The sequence below is a fragment of the Nitrospirillum guanabarense genome, from assembly GCF_034653355.1.
GTDB lineage: Bacteria > Pseudomonadota > Alphaproteobacteria > Azospirillales > Azospirillaceae > Nitrospirillum.
Genome location: NZ_JAYEER010000001.1, coordinates 767,892 through 791,963, shown reverse-complemented (window position 1 = coordinate 791,963; position 24,072 = coordinate 767,892). Strand labels below are relative to the sequence as shown.

Below are 24,072 nucleotides of genomic sequence, written 5' to 3'. Positions count from 1 at the left end.
AACTATTATGGGTGCAATAGACCGCGCGAAGGCAGCCGCCGCGTTTGCGACGTCGCAAACACCGGGGTCGGCCGGGAAGGCGGGGCGGGCGCGGAATCCGGGCGTCAGGGATCAGGCACGAAAGGCGCGCAGGCGGTCGGCCGTGGTGGCGTTGAGGCTGGCGCCGATCATCGAGGGGATGACCAGGGTGACGGTGGTGCCCTGACCCAGCACGCTATCCACCGTCAGGTTGCCTTTCAGTCGCTGGGTGACGTGGTTATAGGCCACGTGCAGGCCCAGGCCGGGATGGCCACGGCCCCGGGCGGTGGTGAAGAAGGGGTCCAGGATGTGGGGCAGCACATCGGCGGGGATGCCCCGGCCGTTGTCGGTGACGGAAATCAGCACCACGCCCCCCTCGGCCAAGGCCGTGACCGTGACATGGCCATGGGCTCCGGGATCGAAAGCATGGTCGGCGGTGTTGGCCAGGATGTGCGTCAGAGCGTTGACCAGTGATTCCGGCACGGTGGGGACCATCAGGCCATAGGGCACGTCCACCGTCAGTTCGATGGCACCCTGGGCCAGGGCGGTGCGCGCCACGTTGGCCACGTCGGGGAGCAGGGTGGACAGGTCGACCTCCGTCACCTTGCTTTCGCCGTCCTCCGCCGCGATGGCGGTGAAGCTTTTCACCAGGGCGGCCGTGCGTTTGGTGTTGCGCTCCACCAGGTCGGCCAGGTCGGACCATTCCTCCAGCCCGGTTTCAAGCGCGTTGCGGGTCAGCTTGCCCTGGGCGATGTTGTCGCGCACATCCTCCAGGCTGCCGCGCAGGCTGCCGGCGGCGGTCAGCACCACGCCCAGGGGGGTGTTGACCTCATGCGCCACGCCAGCCACCAGACGACCCAGCGAGGCCATCTTTTCCTGCTGGATCAGCTTGGACTGGGTGGTGCGCAGATCGGCCAAGGCCTGGGCCGTTTCCATCCAGGCTGTTTCCGCGCGGCGGTAGGACTCCGCGTTTTCCAGGGCGATGGCGCTGTAGGCGCACAGCGTGCGGAAGATCATCTGTTCCCGGTCGCCATAGGCATGGTCGGCGACGACGACCAGCACGCCCAGCACGCGGTTTTCCACCACTAGCGGATAGGCCAGCGCCACGCCGTCCTCCACCGTCTCCGTCAGCTCCTGCCGGCTTTGCGCCGCGCGGGCGGGCAGGGACAGGGGATCGTCAAGATAGACGGGCTCGACCGCGCTGCCGTCGGCGGTCGCCGGTTCCAGATACGAACCCTGCAGGCGGTACAGCACCAGGCGGTGGCCGGTCAGCAGCTCACCCACATAGCGCTTCAGCGTGCTCAGCACCGCGTCCAGGATCAGGGTGGCGGTGATGTCCTGCCCGGCGTCGCCCAGGCGGCGCAGAATGGCGGCGGACTGGGTCAGGGCGGCATTGGCCTCCGTTAGTTCCACCGTGCGCTGCGCGACCACGGCTTCCAGCTCCTGCTGGCGGCGGCGCAGGATGGCGGTGCGGCCCCGCACCAGCAGCCCGACGGCCCCGGCCAGGGCGACGATACCCAGCATCTGCGCCCACCAGGTCTGGTACCAGGCGGGCAGGATGGCCAGCGGCACCGTCAGTTCCGCCGAGGACCATTGGCCACTGCGGTTGCTGCCCCGCACCCGCAGGGTATAATTGCCGGGCGGCAGGTTGGTGTAGGCGATCTGCCGCCAGTTGCCGTCGATCTCCAGCCAGTCGCGATCCAGCCCTTCCAGCTTGTAGGCGTAGCGGTTGCGCTCCGGGGCGGAAAAGTCCAGCGAGGCGACCTCCAGGCGGAAGCCCTGGTCGTCCGGGTGGATCGTCAGGGGTGTCGTGGTGTGGGCCACCTGGGACCCGGGAATCTGGCGCCGGCCGATATAGGCCTGGGTCACCACGACCGGCGGCACATAGGTCCAGTCCGCCAGCAGGCGGGGGTGGATCAGGGTGACGCCGTCCTCCGCCCCGAACAGGATTTCGCCGTTGGGCCCGGTGGCGACGGAGGTCGACCAGTGGGTGGTCAGCCACACGCCGTCCGATCGCTGGAAGGGGCGGATGGCCATGGTGATGGGATCGATGCGGACCACACCGGTGTCGGTGGATACCCAGATGAAGCCGTCCTCATCCTGGGCCACGGCGTTCGCGGTGGCCAGCAGGGGTTCCCGATCGCTGGCCAGGAACGTCACCAGCCGCCGGCCGTTGGCGTCCGGCTGGCCGACCATGGCCACCCCCTGGCCGTAGATGGTCGCCCACAACCGGCCCTGGCGGTCCGTGGCCAGCGACGCGATGTTGTGGCTGGTCAGCGTGGTGGGGTTGCCGCTGTCCAGGTCGATCTTCTGGACCGTGCCGTTGTCGGTGTTGGCCAGGTACAGGCCGCTATAGGTGCCAATCCACAGGCCGTGGTCGTCCGCCAGCTGCAGCACGGTGACGCGCTGGTCCTGCAGGCCGCCCGTGCCCTGGGCCAGCGGGCGGGTGGCGCCGGTGGCGGGGTTGTAGGACCAGACGCCGATGTTGGCGTCACCGATCCACAACTGGCCGCCATCCCACTGCAGGCTGGAAATGTTCAAGGCGGCGTCCAGGCCCGGCACCCGAGCCAGATGCACGGCGCTGGCGGTGAGGTCGGTGCGGTACAGCCCGTCGCGGGTGCCGATCCACACGGTACCGTCCTGCTGAACCGCGAAGGATCGGACCGACTTCGGTGGCAAGGCATGGTTCGGGTTGTCCGGATCGGATGCCAGATGGGCGACAAGCTGGCCCGCGGCATCCAGTACATCAACCCCACCGCGTCCGCGGCCCAGCCAAAGCCGGCCATCCGGGGTAACCATCAGCGAATGGGCGCTACGGTCTTCCGTCTGCGGATTGGCGGAGATGGGCGTCAGGAAACGAAAGGCTTGTGCCGATGGGTCGAAACGGCACAGCCCGGGGTAGGTTCCCACCCAGACCAGGCCCGCCTTGTCCTTGTACAGCGACAGGATGTTGTCATTCAGCAGGCTGTCGGGAACGGTGCGGTTGCGCTTGATGGGTTTGGCGGTGCCGCTGGCCAGGTCCACCTCCAGCAGGCCGTCGCCCATGGTTCCGACCCAGAAGATGTCGGGCTGCACCTCCAGGATGGCCTTGACCCAATCGCCGGCCACAGCGGCGAAGGGAGCTGGCACGGTCTGGAACTGCGGGAGGCCCGCCTCGTCCACCTGCAGCAACAGGACGCCGTGGCGGCTGGTTCCCAGCCACAGGCGGCCGCGGCCGTCCTCGTACAAGGTGGTGACGCCGTCCATGGCCGCTGATCGCGGCAAGGTGGCGCTGCGGAACTCCGTCTGCCCGGGCGGCAGATAGGCCAGGCCATTGGCCGTTCCCACCCAGAGATATCCCAGATGGTCGCGCTTCAGCGCCTGGATCTTATCGCCCACGATACCGCCGGCCGGGTTGTCGGCGCCATGCAGGTGGACGGCCGGTTCCCGGTTGGCCGTCAGATGGTCCAGTCCACCCTCGGTTCCCACCCACAGCCCGCCGGCGCCGTCATCCTCGATGCTGCGGACGTCGATGTGGCTCATCATGTCCAACGGGACGCGCACGAACCTGTCGGTGGCGGCGTCATAGCGCACCAGGCCGGCCGCGCTGGTGCCCACCCACAACCGTCCCTGGACGTCGGTGTGCAGGGTGCGGATGTTGCTGTCGGGAAGGCCGTAGGGGCCTGTCGCCCCGCCACCATACGACTTGAAGCGATAGCCGTCGAACCTTGCCAGATCATTGGCTGTGCCGATCCACAAGAAACCGTCGCGGTCCTGCTGGATGGCGGTGATGTATTCGATGCTGTTGCCTTTGTTTTCGTTGAATCGGGTAAATAGATCGATGACCGAATTATGCCACATCTCCGCGGCATGGGCCGGATATGCCATGAAAACTGACAAGCAGGCGGCAGCCAGGACGCCCATGAGCCTGCCCCGGCGGAGTGATTGGCTAATTTTCCAAAGGAAATCCGGCATGAGGCTCACTTATACGTCGAACCACGGCGTCAGCGTGATCATCGATCCATCTATCGCGATGTGCGCCTTCCGGTAAAGACGGGGTCTTGGCGGGGTCAGCCACTAGGATGCCGTACCCAGACTGTTTGCCAAGACCCCACAGTGATTTCACCCGCTTTTATTCAGCGGAGACGTTCTGCTCCTGGACGTCCTCGACGGAGACGTTCTGCTCCTGGACGTCCTCAACGGAGACGTTCTGCTCCTGGACGTCCTCGACGGAGACGTTCTGCTCCTGGACATCCTCGACGGAGACGTTCTGCTCCTGGACGTCCTCAACGGAGACGTTCTGCTCCTGGACGTCCTCGACGGAGACGTTCTGCTCCTGGACATCCTCGACGGAGACGTTCTGCTCCTGGACGTCCTCAACGGAGACGTTCTGCTCCTGGACGTCCTCGACGGAGACGTTCTGCTCCTGGACGTCCTCGACGGAGACGTTCTGCTCCTGGACGTCCTCGACGGAGACGTTCTGCTCCTGGACATCCTCGACGGAGACGTTCTGCTCCTGAACGTCTTCGACGGCGGCGACAATTTTCACCGGCGTGGCCGGCTTGGCGAAGGCCGCCAGCCAGCGCTGTTCATCCGCGCTCAGCGCGCCGAAGCTGGTGACGTAGCGCACCGGGTCGGCGCGGAAGGCTTGGGCTGCATTAGGGTCCAGAGCGATCTGCTGCATGGCCTTGAAATAGGCCTGGGACATTGCGGGCGGCGCGGACGGGACCAGGGTAACGGGGGCCGACGGTTCGACGGGCGTAGGCACGGGCTTGCCCACCAGGGCGCCGATGCCCAGCCGTTCCGCCATGGCCATGTCATTGTCCAGGCTGTCCTTGGGCGGGATGTACAGGGTGCTGGCCTTGCTCAACCGCTTCAGGTTGGCCGGGTCCCGGTAGGCGCCCAGCTTCAGGCGGCGCAGCACGGGCTTCTGGCCCGGGCGGGTGGCGCCGACATAGTCCACGCACGGATGGTTCTCACCATAGATCTCGATCAGGCGCTCGAACAGGATGGCGCGGCGCTCCAGATTGTCGGTCACCGGGCGGAACAGGTCGCCCACCGGGCCCACCTGCATCAGCACGACGTGCCCGCTGGTCACCAGCGGCCGGTTGCGCAGCAGGAAGTCGGTGGCCTCCATGGCCTGATAGCCGGACTGGCTGGGGTCCACGCGCAGGTCGGCGAACAGGTAGTCCAGCGACGACACGCCCGGCAGCAGGCAGGTGTCATAGCCCTCGCCCTTGGCCGTGGTCAGGGCCAGGCGGGCGGGGGCGACATAGAAGCCGGGGTGGCCGTAGAACACGCCGGTGACGCGACGGCCGGACCGCACCTCGGCCACCATCACCTCGGCCATCTGCACGTAGGTCAGGCTGCGGCGCTTGTCCGCGCCGTACAGGCTGGTCAGGTCGACGACGTTGGGGTTGAGGGCGTGCAGATCGGCCAGCATCAGCGGATCGCGGATGCAGTGGAACACGACGTCGGCGTGGCGGATGTGACCCTCGGCCTCACGGGTCAGATGACCCAACGCCTGCATGCCGGTGCCCACAATGGCCAGGCTTCCGCTGGATTGTTTCGCTTTGGTTTCAGTCAGGATCGCTTGCGTGTCGGCAATTCTGGTGTCCGGCATCACTACCCCCATCGGTTGAGTTTGTAGTTGGGCTGATAAGCTACCAGTCTGTAGTCCGGTGGGGTAGATCCAATATGCCGTGCGGCTGTATGGCACCAGCAGAGGTGGTGCCGCCGCGCCCATGTCAATGGTGCGTTAATGGACCTTTGCAATCCGGCGGAGAGTTGGATGATAGTGCTTCCGGGATGGGTGTTTATTCGTGGACCAGGGGCGCTTCGTTGTCTGACATGGGCTTTTTGCGGGGGTGGCTACGTCGCTCCATGGGCGTCTTGTGGGCCGTTGCCATCTGGGGCGGGGCTGCAGGGCATACATGGGCCGCCGGTGGTGGCATCGTTGAGAATGGACAGGCTGTGACCACGGCGGTCATTGCCTCGTGGCCAATGGACTTCCATCCGCTTACGGGCAATGAATTGGGACAGTTTGCCATTAAAAGATTTGTGACGCGCCCCGTTATTGACCGGTTTGATGGCGACCAGCGCTGCGTCTTCTGCACTAAAATTCCATCCGAGGCGGATGGGACACTCATCATCTCTCGCCGCCCTGATGGCGAACAGACGACGACTGCAACCTATACGCTGAACCCAGGCATCTTCTGGGATGATGGTACCGAGATCACCACCCAGGACCTTGCTTTTTCCTGGGAGGTATTGAGGGAAGGGGGCCGCGACCTGGTTGCCGGAGATTCTCGGCGCCTGAACATCAGGGACCTTCACGTTATCGATAAATACAGGTTCAGCATCACTTACGATGGCGCGGTTTGCGGTGAGCAGCTCGATGTGCCGGCGCCATTGCCTGCCCGCCTGGAACGGCCGATTTGGCTGGCGGACCCAACCCATTATTTCGAGCACTCTCTTTATCGGACGCAGCCGGGGCATTCAGGTTTGTATAACGGGCCGTTCCGCGTGGAAAAGATCAGCACCGATAGCCTTCAGGTCGTGAAGAATGGGCACTGGTCCGGCCAGACGGCCTTCTTCAGCCGCGTCAATATTCTCGTGGCGGCCAATCAAGCAGGCCTGGAACAGAAGGTACGGGCCGGCGGCGTAGACATCTTCTCAACACTTACCTTCGATATGGGGCAGCGTCTGGCCCACGAGCTGGGCGCGCGATATGACGCATTCTATTCGCCGAGCGCCCATATGGTTCATCTCAAGGTGAACTTTGATAATCCCATCCTTTCCGACGTCAGGGTAAGGAAAGCTCTGCTTTACGGCCTGAACCGTGAGGAACTGGTCGCCACCTTGTTGGAGAATAAAGGGGTTGTGGCACAGGGGCTGCTTAGTCCTTTCATGGCCGGGTACGCGGTTGTGACCCGCTACCCCTTCAATCCCCAAAAATCAGCGACGCTTTTGGAGAGCGCCGGCTGGACGAAAAGCGCGGACGGTCTGCGTCGCAATCGTGCCGGCGCTCTGCTGCGCTTTGAATTGCGCTACCGTCGCAATTATCCCTGGATCGATCTTGCGCCCCAGTTGGCGGCGGCGTGGCGCACTATCGGGGTTCAGGTCGATCTTATTGAGGATCCCCAGTTATCCGGGGATGCTTTGGACACGCGCCAGCGCTATCTTGGCCTGGTCGGTTTTGCGCAAGGCTTTGAAGAAGGCTGGGAGGCGACACGGACTTGGTACCACTCGAGCATGATTCCAGCCGCTGCCAACAACTGGCAAGGCAACAACCACTTCGGTATCCATGTACCGACGATGGACGAAGCGCTGGACAGGCTGGTCGCGGTCGGATGCAATGTGGACGCCCGTGCGGCCGCCTTATCCGAATTGCAGCAGGTCTATGCGGAGAATTTACCGACGTTGCCCCTGTGGTTCGGAACGGTTATCACCCTCTCCGACAAGCGGCTGAGCGGAACCGTCGATAGACGAACGTCGGCGATGGCATCACCGGAATTCTGGCGCCTCCACCCTTGACGGCATTGCCGGCACTACATTTGACTGGTCGGCACGATTAAACCTTTTGGATCTCAACCCCTACGGGTAATATGACCCTTGAGGATATGGGCTGGCAGCCCCACCCGCGACGGCTCGACAAGTGGCGACGGTGACGAGTTGGAAGAATTGGTGCAGGGGCAACAAAACCGCAGTTGGGGCCCCGGCCTGGTTGCGGCGTCATCACGACGCTTGATCGAGCGGATGCGGGTGATGCTGCGCATCATGGTTCCGGTGTGCGCGGCGGGCCTGTTGATGATCGGCCTTTTCGGAACGGGCGAGCGGACCTTAAACCGCTTGACCGGCGCGATTGACCAGATCGTCACCCATAACTTGGCCGGTAGCATCAAGCTGTCCGATATCAATACCCGGGTTCAGAACGTCAACGCCCGTTTCAATCGTTTGCTCGCGGTCAAGTCCGCCGGGCGACAGCCAATGGACGTCACGGCGGAACTGGCGGCCATCACGGCGCAGGTCGATGCAATTGTCATCGATCTGCAGGCCTATCGCGATGTCCAGGCAACACCCGACCAGCGCGCCCGCCTAGATGAGATCCTCCGGAACCTGGCGGATTATAAAAGCTCTGTCGCCTGGGTGGGCTCAATGCTGGGTATCGATTTCGCCAGCACGGTCAGTTTCATCGAACCCTTTGGTGCTGTTTTCGACCGGGTGCAGGCAGAATTGACCCGCATCGTCGCCGAGACGGGCCAGGACGCCCAATCCCGTGCGGCCGAGGCCACCCGTCAGGCGGAAGTGACGGTGCGCGCGTTCCTCTACTCGGCCGTGGCTGTCATGGTCGGAATCGCTCTCCTGGCTTGGCTGATTGGCCGTTACCAACAGCGTTTGCGCATCAATTCGGAAATACTGCGCCAGGAGGTGGAAGCCCGGACGGCGGAATTGCGCCAAGCGAACGGCGACTTAGCGGCATCGGCGGAGACTCTGCGCCAACTGGGTGACGCCGGTTTGGCGTTAACCGCCACTTTGGACTTGGGCGAGGTGCACGCCGCGCTATGGCGCCACTTGTCCGAACTCATCCCCGTGGATGTTTTCGGCATGGTCCGGATTTCGGCGGATGGACGCGACCTGCTGTTCGAGCGTTTCGTTTTCGAGGGCCAGCCCTGGCCGGCGTTCTCCCGACCCATTCTTCAGGGGACGGAGCCGGCTGTCCGCGCGTTGCGGCAGGGCGGTGGGCTGGTGCTGACGGCGGACGAGGCCGCTTCCTGGGCGCGGGGCGTGGCAGGAGATCGGTTACAGGCGTCCATGCAGGCGGCCATCTGGTGGCCATTGGTGGTGTCGGGCCGGGTTTTGGCCGTGGTCACTGTGCAAAACCACGACCCACGGGCCTATGGGTCGCAAGCGTTGGAGATTTTGCGTTCCGCCTGCGCTTACGCCGCCATCGCCATCGCCAACGCCTGTTCCTATCGGGACCTTGAGGCGACGCTGGCTGAATTGCGCACCACCCAGGATAAACTGGTGCAGCAGGAGAAGATGGCGTCACTGGGGCGTCTTGTCGCGGGCGTCGCCCATGAGATCAACACGCCGCTGGGCGTGGTGCTGACCGCGGCGGGGAGCCTCCATGGCGGTGTGACCGATTTGCGTGACGCCATCGCCCAAGGGCGGCTCACCCGCTCGGCCCTGGAACAGGGCATTGCCGAATGGGCCGATTTAGCCACCGTTGTGGAACGGAATGCCTTGCGCACCGCCACACTCGTGAAAAGTTTCTCCGCCGTGGCTGTGGATGAAACCGAAGGCAGGATTCTGGAGACGGATCTGTCCATCTTGCTGCATGACGTAATCGCGCTGTTCCGGCCGGCCCTGGATCGCGGTGCCATTAGCCTGGATTTGGCGGTGGCGGACGGACTGGTGATCCGGACGGTTCCGGAATCGCTGACAGACGCCCTGACACGCATCCTGGCGAACACGATCGATCATGCCTTCCCCGAGGGTCAGGGTGGTCACGTGACCGTCACCGCGACGATGGATGACGAGGGGGCGAATGCGACGATCATTGTCGTCGACAATGGCTGTGGCATCGCGCCCGAGGTTCTGTCGCACGTTTGCGACCCCTTCTTCACCACGGCCCGGGGAAGCGGTCACCCCGGATTGGGCCTGCATGTGGCCTACAACCAAGCCACGCAACGGCTGAAAGGCATGCTCACAGTGGAAAGTACGGTGGGCGTGGGCTCGCGCGTGACCTTGCGCCTTGCACAGCAGGCGCTATTTAAGTAGAAACTTCCATGAAGAGCCGGTGATATCGGAATGAAAATGCCGATCACCACAATTTATCCGATGTGTCCGGCCTTATATTTCTTCTTTCTTTGACCGTAGACGCATTTAGAGGGGAAAATGACGCAATTCCTACGTGAAATGTCTCCCGAGGATGTCCAGAAGATCCTGGGCCGCGCACTGCTTGAACCGGGCTTCCGCAAGCAGTTGCTGGCCGACGTACCGGGAACGCTCGCCGTCCTGGGTTTCAAGGCCTCTCCCGCCGCGCTGGCGTTCTTCGCCAAACTGGGCGACCAGCCATTCGGCGATGCGGCTGACGATATCGAAAGCTTCATTTCGGCGAACCCGCTGCCGAACACCTGGTTCTAATAGTGATAAGGCTGAGGGCCTGCATCCAATCGGTGGATGCAGCCTTCTGCGCGATAGAGTGATTGTATTGTCTTTAGATCACTCTACGCGGGCTAATGTTTTATTATTATCTAGATGATTCCTAAATCAGGTGATTTTCATGCCGGAAATCGTTGCTGATCATATCGAGCCAAGTTTGATGGCCTTGGGTTTTTCCGCTTCCGGGGCGAGCGACGCTTTCCTCCGTACTCTCAATGCGTGACATTCAAGATGAGGAAATGCCGCCGCTGCGAACCTTCCGATTCCCAGCGTCCGGTACTGATTTAATCATGGGCGATGCGCCCCAGTGAGGGAACTCAGTGGGACGCGTCGCTTGTTTTAAGGGATTTCAGGGCGCGATCATGGCCGATGGATCGGGAATGATGGAGGCCGGTGACGGCCGCGCCCTGCTGGTGGCCATGCCCGTCGCCGCCTTGCATTATCCCGTGATCGGCCTGTCCCTGCTGAAAGGGGCGCTGGCCCGCCGGGGTTTGGCGGCGGATATCCGCCATTTCTACCTGGATTTCGCGGATTACATCGGCTTCGACGCCTATGCCGCGGTGGAGGACAGCCGCTATTTCCTGGCCATGGTGGGGGACTGGGTGTTCGCCGGTGCCGCTCATGGCACCCCGGAGGAAGAGCCGTTCACATTCCTGAACGGATTGATGGTGGGGGATTACGGCCGGTACTTCGGGCCGCAGCGGCTGATGGGCATCCTGGCGGCCCGCACCAAGGCGCCGGGCTTCATCGAGCATTGCTTCAGCCTGGTCGACTGGTCGCGCTATGCCGTCGTGGGCTTCTCCACCTCCTTCCAGCAGACCATGGCCTCGCTGGCGCTGGCGCGGCGCATCAAGGCGGCGCATCCCCAAATCCTGATCGTCTTCGGCGGCGCCAACTGCAGCGACGAGATGGGGGTGGAGTTGCACCGCCGCTATGCCTTCATCGACGTGGTCGTGGGGGGCGAGGCGGAGGAGGTGCTGCCCGAACTGGTCCGCCGCCACGCGGCGGGCCTGGATCTCTCGGGCCTGCCTGGCGCGACCGTCCGGGCGGCCGACGGGACGACCCTGCCCGCCACCGTGCCGGCGGGCATGATCACCGACATGGACAGCCTGCCGCCGCTGGACTACGCCGATTTCTACGCCGACCGCGCCCGCCTGCCGGCGGTGGCGAGCCGCTTTCCTGCCTTTGCCCTGTTCGAAAGCGCGCGCGGCTGCTGGTGGGGGCAGAAGCACCACTGCACCTTCTGCGGCCTGAACGGCCTGGGCATGGCCTACCGCAGCAAAAGCCAAGAACGCGCCTATGCCGAGCTGACCGACCTGGCCGACCGCTTCGGGCGCGAGATCATGGTGGTCGACAACATCCTGGACAGCCGTTACTTCGGCGACTTCCTGCCCCGCCTGGCGGCGCTGGACCGGCCCCTGCTGCTGCATTACGAGGTCAAGGCCAACCTGCGGGCGGAGCAGCTAGCCCTGCTGGGCCGGGCCGGGGTGCGCAAGATCCAGCCCGGCGTGGAATCGCTCAGCACGCCCGTGCTGGCCCTGATGCGCAAGGGCACCACCCTGCTGCGCAACGTCCAGACCCTGCGCCTGGCGGCGGAGGCCGGGGTGCTGGTGGACTGGTCCCACCTGTACGGTTTCCCGGGTGAGACGGCGGCCCATTACCTGGCCGCCGCCGCGGTGGTGCCCAAGGTCACGCACCTGCATCCGCCCGGCGGCTTCCACCGGGTGCGCGCCGATCGTTTCAGCCCTTATTTCAACACGCCCGCCGCCTTCGGCGTCACCATCCAGCCGGTGCCGGGCTACGCCCACATCTATCCGCACGACGCCGACAGCCTGGCGCGCCTGGCCTATCACTTCGACATGGTGCCGGACCGGCCGGATGGGGAACTGGCCGCCGCCCACGCCGCGCTGGCCGCCCAGCTGAACCTTTGGCGCACGGCCGAGGCGACGCTGACCCTGACGCCTGCGGCCGATGGGACGGCGGTGGTGGAGGATGGCCGGGGAAGCCAACCCCGCCGGCGGGCGCTGGACGCCGCTGCCGCGGCGGTGCTGGACGCCTGCGCCGAAATCCAAGGAGCCGGCCCGCTGCGGAAGGCCCTGGCGCCCCGCTTTGGCGAGGCGGCCGTTTCGGCGGCGGTGGCGGAACTGGAGGCGCTGGATCTGCTATTGCGCGAGGGGGAGGAGCTGCTGGCCCTGCCCCTGCGCCAGCCGGGCTTCGCGCGCGCCCCCCGGCATGAGGAAATCCGCACCTCCTGGGGGCGGTCCTATTTCCACCATGCCCAGGCCGCCTGCGGGGCGCCGGAGCTTGTGGCATAGGAAGAGCCCGCCCCCAAGCGGTAAGGGTGGCGGCGTTTCAGCCCAGGAAATCGCGGATATGCAGCAAGGCCGTGCTGGGGACGACATAGTCGGCCCGTGTCAGCACGGTGGCGTCGCCGATGCCCACCGCCACCATGCCGGCGTCCTTGATGCTGATGATGCCGGCCACGGAATCCTCAATGCCCAGGCAGCGCTCCGGCACGACACCCACCAGGCGCGCCGCTTCCAGGAACAGGTCCGGCGCCGGCTTGGGCGCCTTGACCGCGGCGGGATCGGCGATGGCGTCGAACAGGGGCGCGATGCCCAGCTGTTCCAGCAGGGGCGGGGCGTTGCGGCTGGCGGACGCCAGCGCGATTTTCAGGCCGGCGTCCCGCACCTCCTCCAGCACGCGGCGGGCGCCGGGCAGCAGATCGTCGGGCGTTTGCTCGGCGATGGCGGCGGTGTAGTAGCCGTTCTTGCGATCGGCCAGCACGCGCTTTTCCTCCGCCGTGCGCGTCACGCTCCCCTCTGGCCTGCCGTGGGCCAGGATCAGCTCCAGCGAGGTCATGCGGTCGACGCCCTTCAGCTTCTCCTCGAACGCGGGCTCCAGGTGTATGCCCAGCTCCTCCCCCAGGCGGCGCCAGGCGGCGAAGTGGATGTGGGCGGTGTCGGCCAGGACGCCGTCCAGGTCGAACAGCACGGCGTCAAAGCGCGGCATGGCGGGTCCCCTCCGTCCGCAAGGTCTGTTCCGGGGCCGATGGCGTCAGGTGGGCGACCTGGCCGTGATGGTTCAGCGCCAGGCCCGGCCCGGTCAGCAGGCGGTACGTGGTTGCGGCGTCGCAACCGACGGCGACCTCGATGCGGTTGCCCTGGAAATCCAGGCGGAAGCGGTAGCCGGTCCACCCCGGGGGTAGGGTGGGGGTGAAGCGCAGGGTGCCGCCCAGGGCGTGCAGCCCGGCGAAACCCTGGGCCAACGCCATCCAGCTGCCGGCCATGGCGGCCATGTGCAGGCCGTGGCCGGTGTTGCGGTGCAGGTCGTCCAGGTCCACCAGGGCGGTGTCGTTGAAATAGGCCAGAGCTTTGTCCAACTGCCCCAGGCGGGCCGCCAGCAGGGCGAACACACCGGCCGAGAGGGTGCTGTCATGCACCGTCACCGACTCATAAAAGGCGAAGGACCGGCGCACGGCCTCCGGCTCGAAGCGATGAGGCAACAGGCAGAAGGCCAGCACGGCGTCGGCCTGTTTGCACACTTGATGGCGGTACAGCACCAGCGGGTGATAGTGCAGCAGCAGCGGATGGTGGTCGGCGGGGGTGCCGGCGAAATCCCAGGGCTTCTTGTCCAGGAAGCTGTCGTCCTGTGGGTATATGCCGCTGGCCTCGTCATAGGGCAGGTACATGGCCTGCGCCGCCTGGCGCCAGCCTTCCGGTTCCTCCGCGCCCAGGCCGATGGCGGCGGCGATGCGCGCCAGGGCCTCCGGCTTCTCCCGGCCCAGGCGGGCCGCCACCTCGGCCGCGTACTCCAGGTGCGCCTGGGCCATGGCGTTGGTGTAGAGGTTGTTGTCCACCATGGCCGTGTATTCGTCCGGCCCGGTCACCTCGTGGATGCAGAAGCGGCCGCCGCGGCGGGGGTTGTAATGCCCCATGTCCAGCCACAGGCGCGCCGTCTCGAACAGGATTTCGGCGCCGTGGCGCACCAGGAAATCATCGTCGCCGCTGGCGTCCATGTATTGGCGCACGGCGTGGGCGATGTCGGCGTTGATGTGGTACTGCGCCGAACCCGCCGGGAAATAGGCGGAGCATTCGCCGCCGCCAATGGTGCGCCAGGGGTACAGGGCGCCCTTGCGGTGGCCCATGGCGCGCGCGTGGGCACGGGCGCCGTCCAGGGTGCGATGCCGGTATTCCAGGATGGCGCGGGCCACGGCCGGGCGGGTGTAGACCAGAATCGGCAGGGCGAAGATCTCGGCGTCCCAGAAGTAATGGCCCTCGTAGCCCTCGCCGCTCTGCCCCTTGGCGCCCACGGAGGTCAGGCCGTCGCGCCCCGCCCCCTGCAGCAGCTGGAACAGGTTGAAGCGCACGGCGCGCTCCAGATCCGGCGCGCCCTCGACGGCGATATCCGACGACAGCCAGAAGTCCTGCAGCGCCTGGGTGCGCGCCTGGCGCAGCGCGGGCAGACCGATCGCGTTGGCTTGGGCCAGGGCGGCCACGGCGGAGCGGGCCAGCACCTCGTCATCGGCAGGGGTGCCGTCCACGCCCTTGTCGGCGGCATAGGCGACGCATTTCACCAGGGTCAGCACGGACCCGGGCGTCAGGGTGGTGCGCACGGTGTGGCTGACGATGCCCTGGTCGCGGATGCTGGCCGTCAGGATGGGGGCGTCGCTGGTGACGGTCGCGCCGTGGCTCATGGCCACGGCCACGCCCTGGCGACTGCGGCTGGTGCGCAGCACCATGCCGTCGTTGCCGTCCTCCTCGATCCAGCGGCGGAAGGCCAGGGCCGCCAGCTGCGGGCCCACGCGGGGATCGTGCACGCCACCTTCATCCATCGAGGGGGGCTGGTGCGGGGCCAGGCAGGAATCCACCACCACCTCGGCGGTGAAGTCCTCCGCCGTCACCTGGTACTGGATGACGACGGGGCCGGGATGGTCCTCCACCACCAGACGCTCGGTCGCCAGCCGCAGGGTGCGCCCGGCCGGCGAGCGCCAGCGCAGGGCCCGGTGCAGCACCCCGGTGCGCAGGTCCAGCCAGCGGTGATGCTCCAGCACGGTGCCGGTGGAGAGGTCCAGCGGTTCGCCTTCCACGGTCAGCCCGATCAGGGTGCCATCCGGCACCGGTATGCGGGTGTCGCTGGCCTCGGCGAAGCCCGGCGCCTTCTCGTGATAGGTGATGGGCGTGATCTCATAGACGCCGTTCAGATGGACGACGGGCGCGGTGGAGCGGGCATCCTCCTCGACGCCGCCGCGCACGCCGATGAAGCCGTTGCCCAGCGTGAACAGGGATTCGGTGCATTTCAGCGCCGCCGGGCTGTCGCCCCGGGCGATGACCACCCAGGGATCGGTAGCGGACGGGATGGCGGGGAAGGGGGAAAGGGAGGCTGTCACGGGAGATCCACGTGGTTTTGATCTACGGGTGGCCTAGGGGATAACCAGGGCATGGGGGCCCGGGTTCCCTGGGGCGGGTTGGTTCAGCTGTGCGGGGTGGAGGACAGCGGGGCGGCCACGTCTTCCAGCGACCGGCCCTCCGCCTTCACGCCCAGGATCACTTCGGCGACGGCGGCGGCGATCATCAGGCCGGCGCCCAGGACGTAGCCCCACAGCACGTTGGTGCGCGAGCCGGTGTCGATCAGGGCGCCGAACACCAGCGGGCCGCAGACGCCGCCCAGGCCGGTGCCGAAAGCGAAGAACAGCGAGATGGCGACGGCGCGGATTTCCAACGGGAAGCACTCGCTGACCGTCAGGTAGGCGGAACTGGCGGCGGCCGAGGCGAAGAAGAAGATGACACTCCACGCCAGCGTGATGGTGGTGGCGGTCAGCAGGCCCTGCTGGAACAGGATGCCGGTGCCGATCAGCAGCACGCCCGACAGGGCGTAGGTGCCGGCGATCATGGGCACGCGGCCGATGGTGTCGAAGAAGCGGCCGATGATCAGGGGGCCCAGGAAGTTGCCGGCCGCGAAGGGCAGGATGTACCAGCCGACGTTGCTGGACGGCACGTCGAAGAACGAGGTCAGGACCAGGGCCTCGGTGAAGAAGATGGCGTTGTAGAAAAAGGCCTGGGCCGTCATCAGCGACAGGCCCAGCACCGTGCGCCGGCCGTAATCGCGCAGCAGCGACCGGGCCACGGCGGCGGTCGACACCGTCCGCAGCTCACGCAGGCGCACGGGCGGGCCGGCGGGGGGCAGGGTCAGGCCCTGGGCCTGGATGCCGGCCTCGATGCGGGCGACGATGGCCTCGCCCTCCGGCACGCGGCCATGGGTCATCAGCCAGCGGGGACTTTCCGGGATGGCCCGGCGCAGCAGCAGGATGAACAGGCCCAGCACGGCGCCGGTGAAGAAGCTGGCGCGCCAGCCCATGTCCGGCCCCAGCAGGCCCGGATCCAGCAGGACGACGGCGCCGATGGCGCCCAGCGCGGCACCCAGCCAGTAGCTGCCGTTGATGACCAGGGTGACCCAGCCGCGCGCCCGGGCGGGGATCAGTTCCTGGATGGTGGAATTGATGGCCACGTATTCGCCGCCGATGCCGGCCCCGGTGATGAAGCGGAACAGCAGCAGGCTGGTGAAATCCCAGCTGAAGGCGGTGGCGGCGGTGGCGGTCAGGTAGACCAGCAGGGTGATGCTGAACAGCTTCTTGCGGCCCAGCCTGTCGGTCAGCCAGCCGAAGAACAGGCCGCCCAGCACGCAGCCGATGAGATAGGCGCTACTGGCGGCCGAAACCTGGGCGTTGTTCAGCGCCAGCGACGGGCTTTCCTTCATGGCGCCGGCGACGGCGCCGGCCAACGTGACCTCCAACCCGTCCAGCACCCAGGTGATGCCCAGCGCGGCCACCACCAGGCTGTGGAATCGGCCCCAGGGCAGGCGGTCCAGCCGGGCCGGGATGTCGGTTTCCGTCAACGCGGGCGGGCCGGGGGGGCGGAGGTGAGGGAGGCGGCGCTGGACACGGGATGGTCACCTTCACTGTAGGCCGAAGGAAAAGGAGCCGAATGGAAAAGGAGGATGGGCGGGCAAAGATCGGGGCAATGCCCGCCCATCCCCAGAGGCCGTCTTCGGGGCGACGGCCCCATACCGGGGGCGCCGCCCCACGGACGGCGACCCCTAATCAGCCGGCGGTCAGAACTTGGCCGCGGCACTCAGGTGGATGGACCGGCCGAACAGCGGGCGGCCCAGGAAGACGCCGCTGCTGCTGGTGCCGGACCCGACCACGCGGGCGTTGCCCTCGGTGATGCCCAGCTCGTCCGTCAGATTGGTGCCGGTCAGCTGGACGGTGTAGCGGTCGAACTCGGCCGAGACGCCCAGGTCCAGGGTGTCGTAGGCCGGCAGCGGCTGCTGGTTGTTCGGGTCGCCGTAGCGGTCGCCCACATGGGTGTAGGTGCCGAACAGGCGCAGGCTGGCCCAGTCCAGCGGGATCTCGTACGACGGCGCGATGGAGAACTGGAACTTGGGCTGGCGCAGCACCTGGTCGCCGTTGAAGGTGGGGTTGTCCTGGTACTTGGCATCCAGATAGGTGCCGCGGAAGCTGACCGTCAGGTTGGTGACGGGCCGCACCGCCAGTTCAAACTCCGCACCCCAGGCTTCCGATCCATAGATCTCGTTGATCAGGCTGCCGCTGCCGTCGGGGTTCACCACCTCGGCCTGGTACAAGAGGCCGGAGAAGGTGTTGTGGAAGCCGGTGACATAGGCGCTGTAGTAGTGCGACGACGTCTTCAGGCCCACTTCCTGCTGCCGGATGTTGACCATCTGGTAGTCGCCGCCGCGCAGGGCGTCGAACTGAGGGAACTCGTGGCCGCTGTTGACGCGGGCGTACACGCTGAGGTCGTCGGTCAGGTAGTAGTTGGCGCCGACGGTCCACGACGGCTCCGTCCGGTGGGAACTGACGCCGTAGTAGGTGCCGTTGGTGTAGCTGGCGGCGTTGTCGTACAGCGTCAGCGGGTTGTTATCCAGGTCGCCGGTGCTGTCGTTGCTGATGGTGCCGTTGATGCTCTGGTGTTCCATGCGGAAACCGGCGTCCAGGCGCAGGTCCGGCGTGATCTTCCATTCGTCGGAGATGAAGCCCGCCACGGCGGTGCCGTCGTAGCTGGCGTCCAGCGCGTAGAAGGAACCGGAGGTCAGGCCGCCGCGCGAGGCCTTGGCGCCGTTGTTCAGCACCACGTCCACCGCCTGCGGGTGGTTCTGCATGGTCAGCAGGTAGTTGTTGCCCAGGTACCACTGGTCTTTGGACGAATACTGGGCGAAGTAGGCGCCCACCGTCAGGGTGTTGCCGGGGAACAGCTCATGGCTGAGGCGGGCGTCGTCGGTGAAGGACTGGATGCGCTTGTCCACCGACCACATGCCCACGGCGATGACCTGCTGGTTCATGTTGGTCAGGGCGGCGCCCGAGCCGACGATCTTGGCCGAGCCGCCGGTGGCGATGCCGCCGGCCGCCGCCACCACGGCGGCGTTGGCGTTGGCCGAGGTCACGGTGTCGCTGATGAACTGGCCCAGCGTCTCGGGGTTTGAGCCCGTGAATTCCGACTGGGTGAAGGCCCGGCCGGTGACGAAGTTCATCTTGTTGCTGAGCTGCCAGCCCTTCAGGTCCAAATCCAGGGTGTTGCCCAGGGTGGTCAGCTGGATACCGCGGCCGTCGCCGATGTCCACGTTCTTGGACTGGCCGGGGCCCGTCTCGATGGTGACGTTGCGGACGTCGTTGCTGTACAGGCTGAAGGTGCCCGGATCGGTGCCGGGGAAGGCCGAGATGTTCTTGCCGCCGTTGCTGCTGACCAGCGGGATGGCGGTGTAGAAGGCGTTCTTGTCGTCCGTGCGGCGGCCGTAGAACGTGAACTCGCCATTCTCGAACTTCTTGGTGATGTTGGCCACCACCTGGCCGCCATCGTCGGCGGGGAACTGGGTGCTGCGGATGCCCTCATTGTAGCGGTAGAAGCCGCCGACCATGAAGTTCAGGTCCTTGGTGATGGGGCCGCCGTAATAGGTGTCGACGCGGTACAGGCCTTCGTCACCCACGGTCAGGCGGATGCTGCCTTCCGGCGTGTCCGTGCCCTTGCGCTGGATGAAGTTCACCGTGGCGCCCGGCTGGGCGTTGGAGAAGACGGTGGCCGGACCGCCGCGCAGCACCTCCACCCGCTCCACCGTGTCGTCCAGGCGGATGAGGGTGGAATTGTCCATGAAGGACAGGGTGGGTGCGGGGTAGATGGGCGAGCCATCGATCTGCATGGTGATGAAGGGCGCGTCGCCGCCGCCCGGGAAACCGCGCACGTCGATGTTGGGGCCGGCCGTGCCGCTGGTGGATTCCACCCACAGGCCGGGTGTCAGCTTCAGCAGGTCGGCGGTGCCGTTGGGCTGCTGGGCGACGATGTCCTCGGCCTTGATGGTGCTGATGGCGAAGCTGGCGTCCAGCTTCTTCATGCCGTCACTCCGGGCCACGCCGGTGACGATGATTTCCTGCAACTCGTCCACGGCACCGGCGGCCTGCGGCGCCGGGTTCGTGGCCGTCGTCTGGGCCGTCGTGGTCTGGGCCAGGCCAACGGCCGGCATCAGCAGGGCCGCCAGCGCGACGCCGCCCAACAACGCACCTATCCTGTGAGGATGTGACATTCTTCCCTCCCCTTATGTCTTGGTGGTGATCGTGACTTGGACTGGCTCGCCCCGTCGCGCCCTGACCCAAGGCTTCTTATCGGGATGGCACGCCCTGATTGGGTCGCCTACCACCCCTGCTTGAATGGGGGCATCGATAACATCGAATGACATCGATAACAAGACATCGATGTCATTTGAGAGTCACGAAGCCGGGGGGCGATGCAATGGCGCAACACCAGGGGCATAAACGGGACAAACATTGCTGCGCCTGCACTTCGCGGATGCAGCATAATTCCTGGATATGCGGTGGTTCCTTCAAACCCTTGGCGTATCAGTATCGGCGCCTTCCCCCGTGTGGGGGTAAGGCATGCCGCCACTATTGTTATCGATGTCATTCAATGCTAGGGCTGGGCTGCGGAACAGGCGTGGACGCCGGCTGGGAATGGGCGCCGGTCTACCCTGCGGGAAAGAGGGGAATAGGGGATTGGGCCGGGTGGAACGTCTATCCGCATATGGGACTGGAGGGCGACTCGGTGACGCCGCCGGGCAGGGCCAGCCTGCGCTTGGCAAGGCCTCGTCTGGCAAGCACAGTGGGTTTATGAAACAGTCATCACCTGGAATGTCCGTTTATGGGGATGTTCCTCTTTCCCGGCTTCCTTTCTCGTTTCGGACCCGCTGATGAGCCCGCGCCCCGCCAAGTCCAGCCGCCCGGCGGCCTCGTCCGTGATGGCGGACGCCGTCCCCGGTGACGCCGGGCGCCTGACCATGGCCGATCTGGCGGAACGGGCGCAGGTGTCCATCATCACCGTGTCGCGGGCCCTGCGCGACAGCCCGTCCGTGCGTGAGGACACGCGCCGCCGCATCCAGGAACTGGCGCGCGAGATGGGCTATCGCTTCAACGCCACGGCGCGGAACCTGCGCCTGCAGCGCAGCCACACCATCGCCGTGGTGGTGGACATGAAACCCACGCCGGAACGCCCCATGTCCGGGCCCTTTCCCTTGGACCTGCTGGGCGGCATCTGCCAGGAACTGACCACCGCTGGCTACAACGTGCTGCTGACCACGGGGCAGTCGCAGCCGGCCGCGGCGGTGCAAGCGGCCGACGGCGCCATCCTGCTGGGCCAGGGGGCCGACGACACGGCCGTGCGCCAGCTGCTGCCCATGGGTGTGCCGCTGGTGGTGTGGGGCGCCCCCCAGCCGGGCGTGGATCCCGTCTTCGTGGGCAGCGACAACCACCAGGGCGGGGCGCTGGCCGCCGCCCGCCTGATCGAAACCGGCCGCCGCCGCCTGGTCTTCCTGGGCGACACCCGCCACCGCGAGAACGCCGAACGCCTGCACGGCTTCGCCGAGACGCTGGCCTCGGCCGGGGCGGTGCTGGTGGCGCTGGCGCCCTGCGACTTCACCTTCAACGCCGGCGTGGCGGCGGTGCGGGGCCTTCTGGCCGACACGCCCGGGGGTTCCCTGGGAGGCGGTTTCGATGGCATCTTCGCCTGCAGCGACGCCATCGCGCTGGGCGCCATGCGCGCCTTGACGGAGGCGAAGCTCACCGTGCCGGACGACGTGTCCGTCATCGGCTACGACGACACCCCCATGGCCGCCTTCCACACGCCGGCCCTGACCTCCGTCCACCAGAACTGGACGGAGGGCGGCGTGCGCCTGGCGCAGGCCGTGCTGGCGCTCATCAATGGCGAGCACCCGGAGTCGCTGATCCTGCCGACTAGGCTAGTCGTGCGGGCGACTTAAATCGCGCGCAGGGATCAGTAAACATCCCGGCGATAACGCCCCTCGGCTGTCAGCGCGTCCAGGCGGTCGCGGCCCAGGATGGCCTCCAGCGCGCCGTCCACGCCCGGGGCCATGCCCTCCAGGCTGCCGCAGACGTACAGCACGGCGCCCCGGTCCACCCAGGCCCGCACCTCGTCCGCTTGGGCTGCCAGGCGATCTTGGACATAGCCCTGGCCGTCGCGGGAATAGACCAGGTCCGCGCGCGCCAGCGTGCCGTCCGCCTGCCAGGCAGCGATCTCCTCAGCATGCCAGGCGTCGGTGGCGGCATGCCGTTCCCCGAACAGCAGCCAGGCGTCGCCCTGGCGCTGCGTCTGGCGGTGCTTGAGGTGGCCGCGCAGGCCGGCCAGGCCGGTGCCGGCACCGATCAGGATCATGGGCACCGCCGTCGCCGGGGCGTGGAAGCCGGGGTTGGGCCGCAGGCGCAGCCGCACCTCATCCCCCACCGCGACACCGGCGGTCAGCCAGCCGGAGCCCAGGCCCAACGTGCCGTCGGGCCGCGTCTGCTGGCGCACCAGGAGGTCCAGGCGGCCGGAGGAGGGCAGGCAAGCGATGGAATAGTCGCGGTGATGGGCGCTGGCGTCGTTGCCGGGTAGGATCTGGGCGATGTCGCCGGCCGCCCAAAGGGGCAGGGGCTGGTCCAGGGGCTCCAGCGACAGGTGGTAGGCGGGACCGCCCGGGCTGCCCAGGTTCAGCAGGCGGCGCTCCACCAGGCGCCAGCGGCCGTATGCGTCCGGCGCCCAGTCGGGCGCGGTGCCGGCCCCGATGCTCCGCAGCTGCTCCTGCCACTGGTGCAGGGCCTCGGCGTTGTTGTCGTCCACCAGCACAGGCTCGAACAGGCGGGTGGCGCCGCTGGCGCCCAGCCAGCGGTCAAGCGCGCGGCCGAAGCCGCAGAAGGTCTCATACTGCCGGTCGCCCAGGGCCAGCACGGCGAATTCCACGCCGGCCAGGTCGGCGGGGCTGCCCATGCGCTTCCTGGCGAAGGCGCGGGCGTCGTCCGGCGGCTCCCCCTCGCCATAGGTGCTGGCCACCACCAGCAGGCGGCCGCGCAGGGTCTTCGGATCCAGCTTGGCCAGCGGCAGCACCTCGGGCGCCAGGCCGCCGTCGCGCAGCGCGCCGGCCGTGCGCCAGGCCAGCTGTTCCGCCGTGCCCGTCTGGCTGGCGTAAGCGATGGTCAGGGTGGTGCTGGCGGCGGTGGGCGGCAGGGCGGCGATGGCCGCATTCTGGGCACCGCCCCGGGCCAGGCGCACCGCCTTCTTCTTGCGCCGGCGGTCCAGGTACATCAACAGGCCGGTGATGGTGAACAGGGGCATGGCTCCCGCGGCCACCATGAAGACCACGGCGCCGCCGGTACCGAAATAGGTGCCCCGGTGCACGGTCAGCACGCCGGCCAGCAACTGGGCGCCCAGCTTCTTGTCCGCGTAATGGCTTTCCGACTTCACCTGGCCCGTGGCGGTATCCAGCACCATCTCGTCATAGGCCTGGTCCGCCGGCGCGCCCAGGGGGCGATAACGCACGCGGGTGGGGCCGTCCGGCCTGCCCGGCGGCGTCAGCAGCGCCATGGCGTAATGCCCGTCCTCGCGCGCCAGGAAGCCGGCCCAGGCGGTGTCGACGGACACCGGCGCGGCTTCGGGGCCCCCCTTGCCCCGCTCCCGGCCGCCTTTCTCGCCTTTCGGGCCTTCCTCGCGTGCCGGCAGCGGCTGCCCGGTCAGCAACTGGACGGCCCCGTCGCGGTACCAGTCGTAGGACCACCACAGCCCGGTCAGGCCGATGACCAGATAGACCAGCAGCACCCAGGTGCCGATGACGGCGTGCAAGGACCACAGGAAGGCGCGGCCCTTGGCCCCCGTGTCCAGCGCCAGCCAAGCGCGCCAGTCCAGCGGCCGGCGGGGCCAGCGCAGATACAGGCCGGAGAGGCAGAAGAACAGCAGGGCCATGACGGCTGCCCCCGTGATCTGCCGGCCCAGTCCGTCGCCGTTGCCGGGCAGGGCCAGCCAGCGGTGCAGCCGGCGGACGAAGGCGAAGAATTCCTCCCCCGTGGCGCGGCCCAGCACGGTGCCGTCGTAGGGGTCGACATAAGCGCGTTCCCCCCGGTTGCCGCCCGTGCCGCCGGCGAACAGCACGCGCGCCGCCTCATCCTTGCGGGCGGACAGGAATACCCCCTCCACCCGCGTGTCGGGCCGCTGCTCGCGCACCCGGGCCAGCAGCGCGTCGGGCGCCAGCACCGGCGCCTCGCGCGGCGCCACCGTGATCACGCCGGGGCTCAACGCCCGCATGATCTGGTCCTCGAAACTCATGGTGGCGCCGGTGATGCCCATCAGGGCCAGGACGAAGCCCAGCGTGATGCCCAGCAGCCAGTGGACCTGGTAGATCACCCACCGCCCCGTGATGCCGCCCGCCGGGCCCCTCACCGACAAGCGGCGCGCTTCACCGGGCGCACGAATGCTCTGGCTGGCCACGGCGTCGCCGCCGGCCTGGTCTCTGGTCACACTGGTCACTGTCATATCCCCCGGGCGGCGTCCCATCGCCCGTGTTGCAAATAACTCGCAATCGCTTATA

General features: G+C 66.8%; 12 protein-coding genes. 5 read left to right on the top strand and 7 right to left on the bottom strand.

The genetic code is table 11. The features are described from left to right. Positions 1–111: 111 nt before the first annotated feature. Together UAA55_RS03300 and UAA55_RS03295 are read right to left on the bottom strand one after the other, a co-directional pair. Positions 112–3,885, bottom strand: a complete 3,774-nt coding sequence (locus UAA55_RS03300) for a two-component regulator propeller domain-containing protein (protein ID WP_322951240.1) — start codon at positions 3,883–3,885, stop codon at positions 112–114. A 244-nt stretch (positions 3,886–4,129) separates the two neighbouring features. Next, a complete protein-coding gene (locus UAA55_RS03295) occupies positions 4,130–5,620 on the bottom strand; it encodes an SAM-dependent methyltransferase (RefSeq protein WP_322951239.1) in 1,491 nt (496 codons plus the stop codon). Between the two features lie 260 nt (positions 5,621–5,880). Between UAA55_RS03295 and UAA55_RS03290 the strand changes: the two genes are divergently transcribed. The 4 genes from UAA55_RS03290 to UAA55_RS03275 all read left to right on the top strand — a co-directional run bounded on the left by UAA55_RS03290 (position 5,881) and on the right by UAA55_RS03275 (position 12,479). After that, positions 5,881–7,533: an ABC transporter substrate-binding protein gene (locus UAA55_RS03290; RefSeq protein ID WP_322951238.1), complete on the top strand. Its 1,653-nt coding sequence runs from the start codon at positions 5,881–5,883 to the stop codon at positions 7,531–7,533. A gap of 231 nt (positions 7,534–7,764) precedes the next feature. Then, complete coding sequence (locus tag UAA55_RS03285; protein ID WP_322951237.1) at positions 7,765–9,780, top strand: sensor histidine kinase; 2,016 nt, start codon at positions 7,765–7,767, stop codon at positions 9,778–9,780. Positions 9,781–9,897: 117 nt separating this feature from the next. Further along, positions 9,898–10,146: a hypothetical protein gene (locus tag UAA55_RS03280; protein WP_322951236.1), complete on the top strand. Its 249-nt coding sequence runs from the start codon at positions 9,898–9,900 to the stop codon at positions 10,144–10,146. 398 nt (positions 10,147–10,544) lie between these two features. Next, positions 10,545–12,479, top strand: coding sequence for a RiPP maturation radical SAM C-methyltransferase (locus UAA55_RS03275; protein WP_322951235.1), 1,935 nt, complete (start codon positions 10,545–10,547; stop codon positions 12,477–12,479). Positions 12,480–12,516: 37 nt separating this feature from the next. Here the strand turns inward: UAA55_RS03275 and pgmB are convergent, their stop codons facing one another. From pgmB to UAA55_RS03255, 4 genes are all read right to left on the bottom strand, one after another. Continuing rightward, on the bottom strand, positions 12,517–13,176 hold the full coding sequence (pgmB, locus tag UAA55_RS03270) for a beta-phosphoglucomutase (protein WP_322951234.1): 660 nt from the start codon (positions 13,174–13,176) through the stop codon (positions 12,517–12,519). Continuing rightward, positions 13,163–15,553, bottom strand: a complete 2,391-nt coding sequence (locus tag UAA55_RS03265) for a glycoside hydrolase family 65 protein (RefSeq protein WP_322951233.1) — start codon at positions 15,551–15,553, stop codon at positions 13,163–13,165. Before UAA55_RS03265 ends, pgmB begins: the two co-directional genes overlap by 14 nt. A gap of 83 nt (positions 15,554–15,636) precedes the next feature. Beyond that, positions 15,637–17,058, bottom strand: a complete 1,422-nt coding sequence (locus UAA55_RS03260) for an MFS transporter (RefSeq protein ID WP_322951232.1) — start codon at positions 17,056–17,058, stop codon at positions 15,637–15,639. Positions 17,059–17,274: 216 nt separating this feature from the next. Next, a complete protein-coding gene (locus tag UAA55_RS03255) occupies positions 17,275–19,725 on the bottom strand; it encodes a TonB-dependent receptor (protein ID WP_322951231.1) in 2,451 nt (816 codons plus the stop codon). Positions 19,726–20,412: 687 nt separating this feature from the next. Between UAA55_RS03255 and UAA55_RS03250 the strand changes: the two genes are divergently transcribed. Further along, on the top strand, positions 20,413–21,477 hold the full coding sequence (locus UAA55_RS03250) for a LacI family DNA-binding transcriptional regulator (protein WP_322951230.1): 1,065 nt from the start codon (positions 20,413–20,415) through the stop codon (positions 21,475–21,477). A gap of 14 nt (positions 21,478–21,491) precedes the next feature. Here UAA55_RS03250 and UAA55_RS03245 read toward each other — a convergent pair whose 3' ends face one another. Beyond that, positions 21,492–24,011, bottom strand: coding sequence for a sulfite reductase flavoprotein subunit alpha (locus UAA55_RS03245; RefSeq protein WP_322951229.1), 2,520 nt, complete (start codon positions 24,009–24,011; stop codon positions 21,492–21,494). Positions 24,012–24,072: the final 61 nt, after the last annotated feature.